Origin of the sequence: Enterococcus sp. DIV0802b, assembly GCF_050543535.1 — a bacterium.
GTDB classification, from domain to species: domain Bacteria; phylum Bacillota; class Bacilli; order Lactobacillales; family Enterococcaceae; genus Enterococcus_D; species Enterococcus_D entomosocium.
The window spans coordinates 3,434,441-3,450,869 of record NZ_CP172941.1; the positions used below are offsets into that span (position 1 = coordinate 3,434,441).

At 35.2% G+C, this 16,429-nt stretch carries 12 protein-coding genes and 2 pseudogenes; all 14 read right to left on the reverse strand.

Going from position 1 to position 16,429, the window contains the following annotated elements; genetic code table 11:
• Window position 1: 1 nt before the first annotated feature.
• Window positions 2-6,835: a DNRLRE domain-containing protein gene (locus tag IGJ12_RS16095; RefSeq protein ID WP_430619195.1), complete on the reverse strand. Its 6,834-nt coding sequence runs from the start codon at window positions 6,833-6,835 to the stop codon at window positions 2-4.
• A 359-nt stretch (window positions 6,836-7,194) separates the two neighbouring features.
• Window positions 7,195-7,563: a BlaI/MecI/CopY family transcriptional regulator gene (locus IGJ12_RS16100; RefSeq protein ID WP_005233113.1), complete on the reverse strand. Its 369-nt coding sequence runs from the start codon at window positions 7,561-7,563 to the stop codon at window positions 7,195-7,197.
• A 489-nt stretch (window positions 7,564-8,052) separates the two neighbouring features.
• Entirely contained in the window at window positions 8,053-8,715 is a 663-nt protein-coding gene (locus IGJ12_RS16105) for an ABC transporter ATP-binding protein (RefSeq protein ID WP_172634725.1), read from the reverse strand.
• A 14-nt stretch (window positions 8,716-8,729) separates the two neighbouring features.
• The gene (locus tag IGJ12_RS16110) at window positions 8,730-9,503 is read right to left on the reverse strand and encodes a hypothetical protein (RefSeq protein WP_005233111.1); all 774 of its coding nucleotides are present in this window, start codon (window positions 9,501-9,503) and stop codon (window positions 8,730-8,732) included.
• Between the two features lies 1 nt (window position 9,504).
• Window positions 9,505-10,293: a hypothetical protein gene (locus IGJ12_RS16115; protein ID WP_005233110.1), complete on the reverse strand. Its 789-nt coding sequence runs from the start codon at window positions 10,291-10,293 to the stop codon at window positions 9,505-9,507.
• The gene (locus tag IGJ12_RS16120) at window positions 10,290-11,054 is read right to left on the reverse strand and encodes a hypothetical protein (protein ID WP_005233108.1); all 765 of its coding nucleotides are present in this window, start codon (window positions 11,052-11,054) and stop codon (window positions 10,290-10,292) included. Before IGJ12_RS16120 ends, IGJ12_RS16115 begins: the two co-directional genes overlap by 4 nt.
• A gap of 55 nt (window positions 11,055-11,109) precedes the next feature.
• Window positions 11,110-11,511: a hypothetical protein gene (locus IGJ12_RS16125; protein WP_430619196.1), complete on the reverse strand. Its 402-nt coding sequence runs from the start codon at window positions 11,509-11,511 to the stop codon at window positions 11,110-11,112.
• Window positions 11,512-12,075: 564 nt separating this feature from the next.
• Window positions 12,076-12,255 (reverse strand): hypothetical protein, encoded by a 180-nt coding sequence (locus IGJ12_RS16130; RefSeq protein WP_005233106.1) that lies wholly within the window; start codon window positions 12,253-12,255, stop codon window positions 12,076-12,078.
• Window positions 12,256-12,348: 93 nt separating this feature from the next.
• The gene (locus tag IGJ12_RS16135) at window positions 12,349-12,678 is read right to left on the reverse strand and encodes a hypothetical protein (protein ID WP_005233105.1); all 330 of its coding nucleotides are present in this window, start codon (window positions 12,676-12,678) and stop codon (window positions 12,349-12,351) included.
• 44 nt (window positions 12,679-12,722) lie between these two features.
• Window positions 12,723-12,926: a hypothetical protein gene (locus tag IGJ12_RS16140; protein ID WP_005233104.1), complete on the reverse strand. Its 204-nt coding sequence runs from the start codon at window positions 12,924-12,926 to the stop codon at window positions 12,723-12,725.
• 249 nt (window positions 12,927-13,175) lie between these two features.
• Window positions 13,176-13,956 (reverse strand): annotated as a pseudogene (locus tag IGJ12_RS16145) (DNA cytosine methyltransferase); the annotation flags it as partial.
• 120 nt (window positions 13,957-14,076) lie between these two features.
• Window positions 14,077-14,589, reverse strand: a pseudogene (locus IGJ12_RS16150) (DNA cytosine methyltransferase); the annotation flags it as partial.
• 431 nt (window positions 14,590-15,020) lie between these two features.
• Window positions 15,021-15,164: a putative holin-like toxin gene (locus IGJ12_RS16155; RefSeq protein WP_086298857.1), complete on the reverse strand. Its 144-nt coding sequence runs from the start codon at window positions 15,162-15,164 to the stop codon at window positions 15,021-15,023.
• A 278-nt stretch (window positions 15,165-15,442) separates the two neighbouring features.
• A complete protein-coding gene (locus tag IGJ12_RS16160) occupies window positions 15,443-16,339 on the reverse strand; it encodes a LysR family transcriptional regulator (protein ID WP_008381857.1) in 897 nt (298 codons plus the stop codon).
• Window positions 16,340-16,429 lie beyond the last annotated feature (90 nt).

Below are 16,429 nucleotides of genomic sequence, written 5' to 3' on the forward strand. Positions count from 1 at the left end.
ATTACCACCTACGGACTCTAATTTTAATAACTTTATTTTTACCCTTGGCATTTTTTATTCCGCTAAAATAGTCATAAGTGTGATCTCCTGACTTTGCCTTCCCTCTATAAACATATCTTTTATTACTTTTTGTATAATGTACTACTCGTTTCCCATTAGAATATGTTTTTGTTTGTTTGTAACCACTTTTCTTAAGTGCTTTACCAAAACTTCTCACAGATTTGTTAACTCTGATATTTTTAACACTAGAACCTCGTTTAGTTACGTTAGACCATCTTAGGTTGGAAGCTGATCGAGCAAACTTTAGACCTCTCCCGAGAACTTTGAAAGCACCACCAAAGGCCGCAGAAGTCGCTGCACTTTTCGCCGCTGCCCAGCCAGCTTTCTTCCATGATTTTGTTTTTTTATAAGTCTTATATGCATCATAAGCCGCAAACCCAGCACCAACCGCAAACCAAACCCAATGCCCATCAGGGTCAACATTCATCACCGGATTATTGTCCGCGTAAGTATATCCATTCATGGTCAATGGATCATCTTCGTCCCCTGGATCAGGATCAAGAGAGGTAAAAACTCCATGAGCCGGATGATAATACCGTGCCATTAAATAATACTGTTGGATTTCAGCATCGTACGTATATCCGGCATAACCATAAGGATTGCTTTTCGCTAGTTCCGTTTTTGCTTCACTGGTTAGAACGTTTCCCCACGCATCGTAAGTGTAACTGGCTACTTGCTGGCCGTTTTCGTCCGTCAATGCAACCACATCACCATGCCCATTGTAATGATAGTATACCGTGTTTTTCCCACTCTTCATAGCTAAGCGAATATTATCATCAGAGTAGATATAATGACGTAAAACTTGCCCATTCGTATCTGTTTCATACAGCACATCAATACTATCACCATCATAATGGTAGTTCGTTATCTTTCCATTAACCTTCTTAGACAATCGTCGGTTGTCCTCGTCGTAAGTGTATGTGACAAATGGTTGGTTTTCTCCATTTTTCGTCACCCCTACCAAGCGATCCGCTTGATCCCAAGCGTAGTTATATTTTTCATCACTTAGACGATTCCCATTTGCATCATAGGTTAGTGCTTGACCATTGAAGCTAATCAACTGGTTTCCGGCATTAAAAGTTGCTTGATGAGTTGCGTTGTTGATAGTTACACTTGTTCGGTTCCCAAATCCATCGTAAGTGTAAGACCGTAATTCTCCGTTAGGTAAGACTTCTTTAGTCAATTGATTAGTGGAATCGTAACTGTATGTTGTCTTTTTCCCGTCTGTATGCACGATACTCGTCCGATTACTTGTCGCATCATATGCGTAACTCTCTTTTAACACTTGAATATGGTTTTTAGTTCCGATTGCTACTTCTGTAAGTTTATTCGTTTGATCATAACTAAAGTTTGACATAGAACCATTTCCTGCGGTGTAGAGCGTTTTATTTCCAAACTCGTCATAATCAAATCTATACTTGTTGTCGCCATCACTAACACTAGTGTTTTGATCCAACGCATTGTACTCATAGCTAACTTTGCTCGAATACGCTCCCTTATTTATGGTGACATCGGCTACTTTATCTGTCTTTCCTTTATTATCTTTTGTTGGCTTGTCTTTGTACTGATAACTGATGGTTCCCCCGCGCTCTTGAACCTTAGTGATTCGATTTGCATCGTCATATATTTTATCAGTTACTACTTGATTGAGATGATCTGTAACCTTAGTTTGATTCCCATTAGGATCATATTGAAAGCTATAAGCAGGAGTAGCCCCCCACAAAACTTTTGTTTGACGGTCTGCCGAATCATATTCATTCTTAATCTGATTACCGTTGGGCATGTTCACACCAATTTCATTCCCGCTGGCATCATATTCATAAGAAATCTTGCGACCTAATGGATCCTGATACAAGGTTGTTTTATCATCAGCATCGTAACTATACCCATGGCTTTGAGCTATGCCATTCGCAACAATCTCTCGTTTCGTTATATTCCCGTTATCATCATACGTATACTTCACTTCTGTCCCGTTCGCCAATCGAGTAACTACCAATTGATTGTCTTTATCGTATTGAAAATTCTTTTGCTGTCCTTTTTCATCTGTTTCACTTAAACGATTTCCAAATGTATCATAGGTAAAACTTGTTTTTCTAAGTTCTTCATCATATTGAGCAACCACATAATTTCCAGCAACATCGTACTCACTTTCAGTTAGCCTGCTCCCTTCCATGATACGAAGATTGTCAAAATACGCAGTACCAGTCATCTGATTTCGGAACATAAACAATAATTTGACTTCTTTGATTGGCTGTTTTGGTTGTACGGCAATAGCCGCACGGTTCCAATCTTGATTACCTGTCGGAAATTTCTCATGTCTTAATTCTTTCGATCCATCTTGATAGATAATATCTGCCCACAGTGAGTAGTCTTGATGGGCAGCACTTTTATCCCCGGCTTGCACATTTTTGGCTTTAGATAAAGCAGAAATAGTGATTGGTTCAGCTTTCTGTTGATTTAATGAGACGTATTGGGCAATATAGCCATTCCCTTCTGTTCCGCTTTTTCTTGTCATTTCAAATCCTTGTTCTCCAGAGAAAGCTTCATCTGATAACTGCAAGTTCGTTTTCGTTCCAGAAAGAGAGAAATGCTGAATTTCTTGTAACCCTGTTGCTTCCTCTAACCCACTATTTAGTACCGGGTTATATCCAGTATGTGTGCTGCCTTTTTCCAGCTGCACATTATCAAACCAGGCATCGCCGCTGCCAGCTTCATTAGCCAATTGCTCATTTTTCAAATAAATGCCGATACGTCGTGTCTCTTTTGTGGTAGTAAAAGTAACTTGTCTTCGAACCCAATCGCTATTGCCTTGGATTGCCGTTTCTCGGTTATTCCGCCACCCATCACCAGTTTGGTTATCTGATTTAATAAACCATACATCTAAAAAGGCTTGAGAAGCTTTCATATTAGCTGTTTTGATGTCTGCACTGAGCGTATACGTGGTATTTGGTTCGACATCAAATCGTTGGGCGATAGACGTACTGCTATGTGTTTTTCGATCATTATTTGCGGGTTCAGAATGGATCTTGATTGCATATTTCCCGCTTAGCGAACCAGGTGCTCGTTCTTTGGTATCAATACTCATCGATCCTTTGGCACGGGTTTTGTCTTGTGAAAGATACCATTCTTCTGTATTGCCGGATTCAAACCCACTATTTTTCACCATGTTTTCACCCGTTCCCAAAGAAGCACTCTCTTTCAAGATGTTCCCATAGCGATCATACATTGTGAACGAGGAAGTATTTGCATCATTTATCGTTTCTGATAATGCATCTGCTCCATCATATGCAGTAGTAGTTTTACGATTTTCTGTATCTGTTTCTGTAACAATATCGTTGTTCTTATTATATGCGTACGTCTCTGTACCATACGCATCTGTGAAGGTAAGAATGTTTCCTTCTCCATCGTAAGTATACGTTTCTGCTTGTCCTTTTGGATTGATTTCTTTCATTAAGTTATTGGACTCGTATTGATAGGAAGTGGTTAATTTTAATCCTTCGATATCTTCTATCGTCTTCTCTGGATTTCCTGCCTTTGAATAATAATAAGCGGTTTTTTTTCCTTTCTCATTAGTGACAGTAGTAACATGTTCAGTTGTATTATAAGCAATCTGCGTTTTCTTTTGTACCGGATCAATTATCTCTTTGATTTTATTGTCTTCATAAACATATTTAGTCTCTTGGGGATGTTCATCTGTATGTTTTGGCTCGTACAATGAAATTAGTTGCTTTTGCTCATTATAACCATAACCATAGGTTTTCCCTCGGGCCGTCTTTGATTCAATTAATTTCCCTTCGCTATCATAACGAAATGAGAGAGTCTTACTTTCTGGTAATTGGATGCTCTCTACCAAAGAGCCATCTTTCGAGTAGTTTAGAATAACCTCACGATTACTTGCATCTTTGATCTTTATCAGACGGTCTGCGGCATCGTAGGTGTAATTCGTGGTATTTTGATTCTTATCAATTTCTTTGACCAATTTTCCAGTTTTAGAGTAAATGGTCTTTGATTTATCTTCTTCTGTTTTCGTATAAGTTCCATCAGCTTCTTTTTTAATTTCAGAAAAAAGTCCAGGTGGTGCTTGATAAGCAGCTTCTTTTTTCTTAAAAACGTGTTGCTTATTATCCGCTTCCATCCAATAAATTTCATTTTTTTGTACATTATCAATCAGTCTTTCTTCAAAAGTTGAAGACCAACCTTTACCAAATATACCCATTTCTTGATTGAAACTATTAAATGTACGAGTTAAGCCAATCGAGATTCCACGACCTTCTAAGTTAAAATCTTCTTCCGTTACAAGCAAATTTCCATTTACTGCATTGATCTGACCACCACGAACTGGAATACTTGTCCAAAAATCAGTCATACCCAGCTTATCCGCCTGACTATCTGGTATGCTTGGCGTTGCTGCTGCAGAGTCATTACTTTTTACATGTTTATTGTCTTTACGATACCCTCTGACTCGAAACCAATAATTTGTCTTCGCCGCATATTGTGTTCCGGCATTCTTATACACTGGTCGTGGATCTTTGGCTAACTCGGAACCTTTACCATCGGTATGAAGTTGGTACTTTCCTACAGCAATTTCTTCGTTGGTTGGCCAAATACCTTTTCCTTGTGTTGTCCAAGTTAATGTATTTCCTACATCGAAAGTTTGATAATCTTTTCCGTTAAAAACTAATACTTCATAACTATCCGCCAAAGGAACCTCTTCCCAACTTAACTGAACATAACCACTATTTTCTTCAGTTAAATTACTATAGGCTTTTGCAATGGGGCCTTTGGGTGCTCCTATTGGAAGATAGGTACGTACATAATCAGATTGAGGACTAATACCTCCAGGGTAGACTGCAGCAATTCTCACATCATATCCTGATATTCCTTTTAGACTATTTGCAGCTCCTTCTGCATCTACGTTTTCATAAAATTCTCTCGGATCAAGAGCTAAATCAGTCCCTTTTCCATCTGTGTGGTAGCGAGAAATCCCTTCCGCAATTTCTTTATCAGTGGGAAAAATTCCTTTCCCTTTAGTTGAAAAAGAAGTGACATTACCAACAGGAAACGCTAAATTTTCTTTTCCACTTGATAAGATAATCTGATAACTTGTTGCACCGTTTATCTTTGGCCAACTTATTTCTAAATGTCCAGTTTTCTGATTATCATGTGCTATACCTTTGACAGTAGGCTTTACTGGTTTATTATATGCATAAGTAATCTCAAAATATGGAATATTCGTACTATTTTCTGCTGCAACTACTTGTTTCCAATGATCATCTTGATTCTTAGTAGTTAAGCTGATCCCATAATTAACTCGCTTTCCAGTTGACCATTCTTGAACAAGTGTTGTGACATCAAAAGTAGCCCACTGAGCTTTTTTTACATTTGTTTTAGTTATATAAGTGTGCGAAGGTTTGTTGTTCCAGGTAATTTTTTTTGGGTCCCAATTTTGATTAACAGCATTTAGAGACAGCTCATTAGATAAGTTATCATATGAATGCCAAACATTATATACTTTAAACTGCGCTTTTTGAATGGTTGCTTGATTAATCTTACTCATATCTGTTTTAAAATAAGCTTGATTCGCTTGTGTATCTTGATATTTTCCTACCCACAAAGTGTGTGCTTTTAGTTGTGGGCGCCATAAACTTGCTCCGCTATAGTTTGTACCTCCATTCGCTTGTCTAGCATTGGCATCTTGCAGCTTGTTATAAGTAATACTTGGATCAACATAAATGGGAAATACTCGTTCCGTGGACTGAATCCAATCACTATCTACTCGAAGTACAAGCTGATACAAGTTTTTTGTTAACGGAATCACTTCAAAATAATTACTTTCATTTGATATGCCTGACCCCAATTGCTCATCAAAATTTGAATCCGTCATTGTCGGCCGAGGAATCTCATAAATAAATTTGTTGTCTTTCGTTCGAAATGTTACTTCTCCAGTATCCTCTACCTTTGGATTTAGTGATGTTTCGATTTCAAAATAATAACTATGGTAATCGTTTACACTATGGATGATTAAATCTTCTTTTACTGACTGATTAAACACCATTTGACGAAAATCAATTTCTGGCAAAACATTTTTGTAAAGAGCTTCGTTTTCAGAAATTTCAACATCCCGATCTTCTGTGACGATTGATACTTCTTCACCATATATTTTTTCTTGTTTTTCTTCCTGATCATTTATTGTTTCTTGCGTATGCATCTGGCTGTTTGCTGCTGAGCTATCTTCAATTACCTCTCCTGAAGAATCTGCTATTAATTGATTCTTTTCACTCGTTTGTTCTTTACTTTCTTTGGCTACTCCTGAAGCGCCTTTAAATGAAAAGGAGATCTTCTCGCTCCCGTCTCCTACAATCTGATACAATCCTTTTTCCATTTTTGGAAGAAACGTTGTTGGTATTGTCACATTATCTGGTTGAATAACCCCATCTTCTATTATTAGATTGGTCTGTACCTCCTCTAACTTTCCGCTGTTTTCAGCTTCTGTATAAATGGGTTCTTGATAGATTTTCTTTGTGAAAGTACCATCATGATTGTCTAAAACGACTTCATTTTCCGTTCTTTCCTCTATAATTTCTGTTGGCTCTTGAGGGCTAGCTACTTGTTCCTCAGAATCAACTAAATAAGGATATTCAGAGTCCATATATTTTGAATCTATTTCCCCGATACTTTCAGCAACAGCTATTGTAGATGGTATCACAATAGCCGTCAATAGAATGATGACGCTACCAACGATCCCTTTTCTAAAATAATTCTTCTTTCCCTGCACTATTCTCTCTCCCTAAACATTATCCTTCTAAATTGAGTGTTAAGCCAGAAGGTCAATTAAATATAATTTAATTGCATATAAATTGTCAATACATTTTTTAACAATGTAAATACAAGACTTTCTACTACGAAAATTGATTATAATAGCATGCTCGAAGAAAGTTTAGTGCTAGTTAGAAAATAATAGCTAAAATTATACTGCAAACAAGCGGATCTGTTTTTGAAGCAATTAAAGCTCTTGAAACGATAAATTATGTCTCCAGACTAAACGTTTGAAGAGTTCTTTAGGAAAAAAGGTCAAAAACTTTTAAGTTTCTGACCCTTTTTTATTCCCTGAATAGTCTACAAAATATGAAATTTTCAACTATTCTTATTTATGGCATTTTTTCTTTCAATTATAAGATTGGAAAAGTATTCGGTTTGCTTTTTGGTCTTTAAAGAGTTTACTGCATGATTAACTAATTTTTCTACAGCCACTTCCCCATACTCTTCTTTTATAAAATTTATAAAAGGAATACTAGGCCTGTAAGCCCGTGCTAATACGTTCTGAGAATATTTAATCTCTTCTACTTTTAAATACCCTTTATTTAATAAGCTTCTTATCACAGCAGCAGTCGTATTTTTGTTTAGTTCTGGAAGTCTTTCTAATAGTTCGTGTTTAGTTAAAGCCTGATTGAATTCATAAAAATAGTAAAGAATTTGATATTCTGATTTGCTTAATTCTAACATGATAGCCCCTTAACTTTTTTTCGATTATTCTCTATTTGTAAAATATAAAAACGACCACTAGCCAATACACATATTTGATAATATCTATTATAATCCATTGTACCTTGCCATTAGTTGCTTGGGTAGAAAAAAACAACTTATACATATGAAGTTAATGACACTGCTGCTGATAAAGATCACTATAGCCAAACAGTTAAGATTACAACGATTAAAAGTGTATATAGAGCTAACATTTATAACCACGCCTACCACTTTTTCATTATAAAAAAACTTTATGTATAATACGATTGCTGAAGCAAGCTATCATCAAATTAACGCTTAAAAAACATTGAATTTGGTAGAGATGAGTAGACTCTATCAAATAGATTTTCTGAAACAGTTGAAAAGAAATTATATTATTTTAAGTATTAAAAGCATATCGTTTTCTACGAATATTTAAATAACTAAGAAGACGATATGCTATTTGAATGACTATACAAAACAATAAGATTAATTTTCTATTTGAGTTTTAAATTCTATGTTCTCTAATTTATTATCCTTTATTCTATAAACTTTATCGCAGAGTTTATTTATATCTTCTTTATTATGACTAGCTATTAATATAGTAGCTCCTTTAGTAGCTATTTTCTTAAATAAAGAACGCATTTTTTCAACACTTTCCTCATCTAAAGCATTCATAGGTTCATCCAATAAAATTACTTCTTGTTTTTCCATAATTGCTTGAGCAATCCCAAGTTTTTTCTTCATTCCTAAAGAGTAATGTTTAACTTTTTCATCTTTTCTATCGATTAGTCCTACTTCTTTTAGTACTTCAAATATATCTGCATCTGATATCTCATTTTTAATACTAGAAAGTAATTTAAGATTTTCAAATCCCGTAATATCTTCTAAAAAAGGTGGTTCCTCTATAAGTACCCCTAATTTATCAGGTAGTGCATTATTTCTCGTTATATTAATACCATTCACAGATATATTTCCTTTATCTGGAATAATAAATCCAGAAATAAGTTTAAATAATACACTTTTTCCAGATCCATTTTCACCAACGATACCAATTATCTCTTTAGCTTGACACTGGAAATATAAATCTTCGAAAATGATATGCTTCTTAAATTTCATACTCACATTGTCTAATTGTATTACACTTTCTATAGTTTTCACTAATATCACTCCACTCCTAATTTCTTCAGATTAAACAAATTTAGATATCCTATGATTAAATTTTGTATACTAAACCATAAAAGATTTGGCACTAATGATTCTTTTTCCAATAAGAATAAATTAGTTCTGTAAACAGTTAAAATTCCTGTGTTAAGAAATAAAAAATGATTTTTTCCAAAAATGAAAAATGAATATATATAAATTATCAGTAGAAAAACAATGATTCCAAACGCTAATGTCTCTTTTCTTAACTGAGCTTTAACCAGAATAAAAATGTTTATAAGACTAAAACTAGTAAGCATATTTAATAGGCAAAATAGCATTGTTTCTTTTGAAATTAATAAGAAAAAAATTTCGGATAGGCTGCTATTGAAAAGCGTAAAAGCAGATAAATAAACCACAAGAATAGTAACTGCTATTCCCCAATATAGTACGGATAGAATTAAAGAAAAGAAAATAGAGTTATAATACAAATTACATCGACTCTTAAGTCTGATAATGGCTAGATACAAATAGGAATTGTTACTAAAACTAGACGCTGCCGAAAATCCATAAACATAGGTTAGATGTAATACTAAAAATCTTATAATTGTTAAAAAAGAAAAATCTTGGTAGGGAATACCGTTAATGATTGACTTATAAATTAAATCTGGTTGATCACCGACATCTATTAATGTAGAAATATAAATAATTAAAATTAATATAATGCTTGATGCGATAAATTTTTTGCCATTTAATTGTGCGAAATAGATTCTTTGAAACCGTAAATTGCTATGCATTTTAATCTCCTAGTTTAGTATTTTTGTATAGTATATATAGAGATGAATAGTTAGCTACTAAAAGGGATAGCCAATACAAAAAACTTATAGAAATTGAAATAAACTGGCCATTTGCTCTTTCAAAATAAATCAAATAATGATTAATAGGCATCATAATTTTAATTAAGCTATTTGTAGGTGATTTAAAAAAGTACGCTTGCAGCCCAATCATTCCAAATATAATTAAAAAGCTAATTCCTTTCTTTTTTAGTAACACAAACAAAAAATTAAATAAATTCCCAATAGTCAATAAGTATAAAAAGAAAAATAGAAAGGCAAGCCCTGTTTGAAATACGGGAGAATAATTAGTATTTGGTATAGCTTGAAACGTATTTTTAAAAAAAGTAACTAATTCTTGACTCCAACTATTATTAAATCTCAACTCATAGATTCCTAATACTGAACTTATGAAGAAAATCCCAGCCATATAATAAAAAGTAACTTTCAAAACTAAATTGATATCTGAAATAAATAGAAATTTTCTATTAGGTATCCTACTAAGATAAAGATAATTATTAAGGTTAAATGAAAACTGCGAATTTATTATGATTAAATAAAGCAGTGGAAAAGCAAAAATTGTGGAATAAAGATTTTGAAAGTTATAAAGTAACCACATGAAAAAATTTCTAGTTGGTGTTTCCAAAAAAAATTGATAGTAAGAAAAACAAATTATTATTAATAATAAACTTACAAAGAATATAATATGACGATTATTTTTAGATAATCTTATAGCTTCTATTCTTCGAATCATATGTTTAAATTTCCTTTTGCGATTTTTTTATAGCCCACAAAGAAAGTCGATATAAGTAGGAATGCTAACTGCAAAGATACTAAATAGCCATTTGTGGCTGTATTTGAAGTTAAATCAAATGTTGTAACTGGTTCATATTTATCAAATCCCATAAAAGGGAAAATAAAAGATGGTAAAAAATATACGATTAAAGGAAAAAACACACATATATATCGATTTTTAAAGTAGAAAGAAGAAACTAAACCAATGTTGGCATATATAAATCCAAAAATACTGCTATTTACTATAATGACAACAGCATAAAACAATTGATTTTTTGAAAAAATGCTAGAAAATGCTCCTCCTATTACCCCTACATATGCATTAGAATAGTCAGGAAATATTAGTAAATTTATTATTAGTAACAATGTCAATGGGAAGAATAAAGATAGAAAACCAGATAAACCCACACTAATAAATTTTTTAAAGAAATAATCTTCTTTCGATTCTCTAACAAATATTGCTGTAGTCATATTATTCTGAAAATCATTTATAAAAGAATCGGCCATTGGTAAAGCCGCTAACAACGGAGCCAATAAAGGGAGTATTGAGGAAGTGCTTAAACTAAATCCAGAAAAGAAAATAGTTAAACCTTTCTCCATTTCGATAAGCAATATGTTACCAGCTATTCCTATTACAATACTCACAATTGATAAAACTATTGAAAAAACAAATAATTTTGATTTTAGCACTAACTTCAATTCGTAGTGTATATATTTCATTATTAAATCCCCTTTAGCAAAAAATCTGGCGCTATCATATATTTTAATTTACAAATTATTTTTCGTCTGGACTCCAACTTCCTTGAGCAGCAACTTTAACGGTAGTTGTTACAGGAGTTGCAATTCCAAGTGAAGTGTTGCTACCGTTATAAGAAGAACCGCCACCAGAGTAACTAAGTGTAATTCGGTCCCCAGACCCCATATTGTAAGATGGGGTTATATTTGAACTATCATTTTTTAAACGAATAGAGGTATTGATTCTTTTATTACCACCTATTGCAGAGTTATTATGAACACCTTTCCCTGCAGACTCTTTCTTCAATGAACCAGTAACGATTGCGCCTTGTCTAGGAATCGTTACATCATAGGTTGAAATACTTCTTGCGAAAGAAGGAATTACAAAACCAAAGAAAGATGCGATTATACCAATTGTCAAAACTAGTCTAATTTTTTTCAAAATAATATTCTCCTTTTATTGATAGCGCCATAATTAACTTTATCTTTTATATAAACCTATATCAATAATTTTTTAAATTATACAGTCTTTTGACAAACAAATTATAGCTTAAAAATAAAATTAGAAATATTAAATTATTGATTTTTCTTAAAATTATTCCAGTAAAGTTTCAATTTAATCCCACCGATTTATTGTCCAGCTGATACCATGCTTCACCACCACTAGACCATATATCTAATGGTTAAATATTGTATCTCTCACCTTATTTTTTTAAATCATAGAAGTATTAATCAGTAAACAAAATATAGATCTAAGCAATAATTCACTACTCCTCTCTGGATAATCTGCCATCAAATCACATTTTACTATTGATTTCTCATTGGACAAAATTAACCAACGAGCGAAGTTTTCCATCATTTGCAAGTGCTAATAATTTTACGATTTTCTTTTTGGCTTTTTCATCCATTGGATCTCACCTTTTGTCTGATTTTAGTTTACCACGTATTGGATAACGGTTTCACTGATAAGTGATAGCACTTCAATAAAATAGAAAATAAAGTGCAGTCACTTTCTAAGCTCAGGAATCTCAAATCCCGCTTTTTCTTGCTCAAGCAACATATCTAAAGCGATACACATTAATTTCGATTCACTTTTCTTGTACTTGGTGTTCAAGTGCTTCAGTCCCTGCTTCCTCTTTTCATTAAGCGTTACAGGAAGACGTGTGTTTCCTTTTGCAATGGTCATAACTCGCTCTCCTTCATTGAAACGATCAAAGATTTAATCAAAGACGCAGCGAGCGTGTAACCACACTCGCCGCAGCTTTGAACGGACTCTTTTCTACTGATTGTTTTTCATGACTTCCTTTGCTTCTTCTGTAAGGGGAAAGACTTTTGCAACAGCCATGCCACAAGGAATTGCCCCTACAGCTTCCTCACAAATGACACCAGCTTCTATCAGTACATCTTCAATGCCCGTATTTTCAGACCACCCTTTGATTGCGACGAAATCTTGTTTGATTCCGACACTCGTGTTCACCGTAGCCGTAGCAAGCAGCTCTTCTTCAGACTGACCTCTTCTTTTCTTAACCAGTTGAATCGCTACATTGTTATTATCTTCATAGTGATCAAATGTCACAATACATTTTTTCTTATTTAAAACGGCGTTCATAGTTTCTCCTCCTAAAGATAAGGAGTTACAAGGCAAAACCCTGATTATTCAGTGATTTCTTCTTTTAATTGATCCGCAAGTTTTGTAAGCTTTGCAGCGTTATCGAATCGCATTCTTTCTATAGAAGATTTCTTGTGCATCAAATCAGAGACAGTCATTGCTTTGACTTCGGATCTATTCTTGATTTCAGTGATCGAGTGACCGCTTTTAAATAGCAGCCATTCAATTTTTTCTTTATCTGCATACATATTTTTTCCTCCTGAAAGGAGTGTGACAATTAAAGCTTGCCACTACTCGCAATTATGGTATATTTTGAGTAGTAGCGTCCCGTGAAAGGATTTGTTACTGTGCATTTATTCTGTTCCCAGCAGAATAAATGCTTTTTTTGTTCCGTCTATTTTTAATAAAACCCCTCCTTAACCTAAATAAAATAACGGTATACCGTATATTTATTATATCACGGCATACCGTTATTTTCAAGAACTATCTATAATTTTTTACCTTTCGCTAAAGCGATCAAAAGCCGTCGTATCGTTTATTTCGAAGTGCTTTGCTATGAAATAAATGACTGATACAGTAACCGAATTTCCAGCTTGTTTGTACAGCTGACTATTCGAAGTTTCTTGATCGTATCTGCAGTTATAGTGATCAAGCCCGTTACTGATTATTTCTTCAGCAATCTGCCTACTACCGAATTTCGCTGACAAAAAGGTCCAATCAGGAAACAACTGCAGTCGCCAACATTCAAGTGGTGTTAGTTTCCGGATCTGAAAAACATCGGTTACTACGGCTTGCTGATCACTTGTAACGTGGGTATATTTGCTTGCTGATTTCCCACACGTCCCCAACGTTTTGTAGATTTAGGATAAACGAAATTGATACTATCGGCTGGTAGTACTGCAGTATAGCCTTTTTTCGTGGCTGCTTTCACCAGTATTTTGGGTTTGTGGCCGCCACCACTCATGGTGGTAAGTGTAGGGCATAGCCATATACGGAATGGATCGCTGCAGCTGATCGATAGGAACCATCGATCGACCCTGCCACGATAATTCCGTGACGATCTTGTGTGGTTAAGATAAACATCGGTGTTTCATTTTCCTTCATTCTACGGCCGTTTTGGCGAATAGTGGCTTTATCTGGCATTAGGATCGGAATCGCAATTTTATTTCCTTCCCCTTTGTTTGTGGTGATCGTAGGACTAAGTCCTGAAGCATCATATACTTGGCCATTCATTCCTCCACCGCTTGGATTGACGTTGCCAACAACGATTTGTTTCGGTGTTTTGTAGTCCGTTGCGGTCAAAGTCCCCATCAGACCATCTGTATATTACGTTCTTTCTCGTGTAAATCGACTTAAATCATTCGCTGCATGTGACGCCAGCTAAATGGATCCTTCCTGATTTTTGATCAACTGATCCTTCTTCTCTTGTGATAGGAAAATCTTTTTGGTACCTGCTCCTCTAAGATGTCCGATAATAAATAAACGCTCTCTGTTTTGGGCGACAAACTCTTTGCTTTTAAACAGTTGCCATTCCACGTCATACCCCAATTCATCCAAGGTTCGGAGGATTGTCTCAAACGTAGCCCCTCGTTCATGGTTGAGAAGTCCTTTGACGTTTTCAAGGTATAAAAGCTTAGGTCGCAAGGTAGATGCTAAGCGTGCATTATCAAAAAAGAGAGTTGCTCTAGTATCTGAAAAACCCTTTCTTTTTCCAGCAAGGCTGAAAGCTTGGCACGGAAATCCTCCCGCGATAATGTTCACACGTCCGATTCCTCGAATAAATTCATCTGAAAATTTTGTGATATCATACATTTCTACCTCCTGTTTTGTGTCAGGAATTGATTGATAACTTTTTCTGGCATGGCCATCGATCTCACAATACCCAACACATCGGTAGCCAGCTTGTTCCATCCCTAAACGAAATCCTTCGATTCCTGAAAAAGATCTAAAAAGGTGCCTTTATTTTCTGTTGTACCATTTTCCATTGTTCACTCAGTTTCTTCATGCGCATGAAAGGTATTTCAAGTACCTGATGGATTAAGAATACCGAGAAAATGGATGGTTAAATTGCGGAAAAATGGTGGTACTTAGACCTTTTTAAAGAAAGAAAAGCGATCTTTTTTGCCCTCCACCTTCCAGCTGCTCCCCACCACTTAGGAGGACAAAAAATAGACGTGCAAAGCACGTCTGTAGCGTCAATGATTGATATCTTACTGAAATCTTGCTATAATTACTGTGTAAAGAGGAGTTGCGTCAACAACTCCCCTACAGCACCGTTTAAGACGGTGGCAAGTTTTATATTATTTTAGTAATCAGTCAACTCGCCAAAGTTTAGTGACTGGTTACTTTTTTTTGTCGTTTTTTGCTGCAGTTAGGATGCCAAAGATAATCGTTGCGATTAAAGAACCGAAACTAATCATTAGCCCTAATGCTTCAGCTACAGACAAAAGGCTTCTCCTTTCTAAAGAGTTAGCACTTACTTTCATAAGCACCACCACCTTTCAAAAGATAGCCACCGTCACAAACTTTACTGTCCTACTATTATACCAAAAATCCACGTTAAAAACCGATAGTTATCAAGGTTTTTAGCGTTTTTTCATGCGATAAGAACGGTCTAAGTAAAGGGATTTTTTTCTAGTTTCATCGGTTAAAGAAATCATCCATTCGTCTTGTCCCGCGTTGAAAGATCCCTTTTATTTCAACATCCGAAGAACACACACCTGCACCATTTTTCTCTGACCTTACCTCAAGAAATCCCCACTCCTCACCCTTCCTCCTCCCAGGACAGCTCATCCAAGATCCTAATCAACTTTTGAACCTCTTGATTCAACATCGCACTCTTTAAATAGGCATATTGAATATAAAAAATTTCCTTATCTTCAGGGACTAGCGGTATTTTCACTAAGCCTTCCATTTCTTGAAACACAGGAAATTCCGTCATCAAGGTAATGCCGATATTGGAACTGACCAGCTGGCCAATCGTCTGGACGTCTGAAAAATAAAAGGGGACTTCCGGCTTCTTCTTTGATTTCTCACTTAAATTCTGAAAAGCGCGCATGTGGGTATAGCCTTTTTCCAATAGGATAAAGGGATATTCGGCAGCTTCTTCAAATGAGATTTCCTTTTTCTTAGCTAATGGGTTTTCTTTTGACACAAAAATAAAGAATTCTTGCTGATGCAATAATTTCACCTGCAGATTCGGGTGGACGAGGGGATTGACACTGCCCAGCAAGCTAAAATCGATTTTTCCTGATAATAGTTTTGAAAGCAATTCATTGGATCCCCCAGATACCAAGTGAAATTTCGAAATAAAGCGGATGATCTCTTTTTCATCTAAGAGTTTTGAAAAGACTTTGGAACGAATGATCGGTGGCAGGCCGATGTGGGTCCGATTGTTTTTGGCATGGTCGATGGCTCTGTCTAAGGTCACAAATTCATCTAAGATATATTGTGCATGAGCCTTCAAAATTTCCCCTTCCGTGGTCAATGAGATGGAGCGATGTGAGGCTTCTCGCACGATCAAATCACAGCCATAATGCTCTTCCAAGCGTTTGACAGCGTAGCTGACGGTTGGTTGACTGACCGCAAATTTATGCGCCACTTGGGTAAAAGAAAGCATATCTGCCAAAGCGTTAAAGTATTCTAAATCTCGTATATTCATCGTCTGATTCCTCCCTTAACCGGTTTAAACTAGCAGCGGTTTTGTTATAAATAATTTTTATTATACCACCGATAGTTGACTATAATTCTG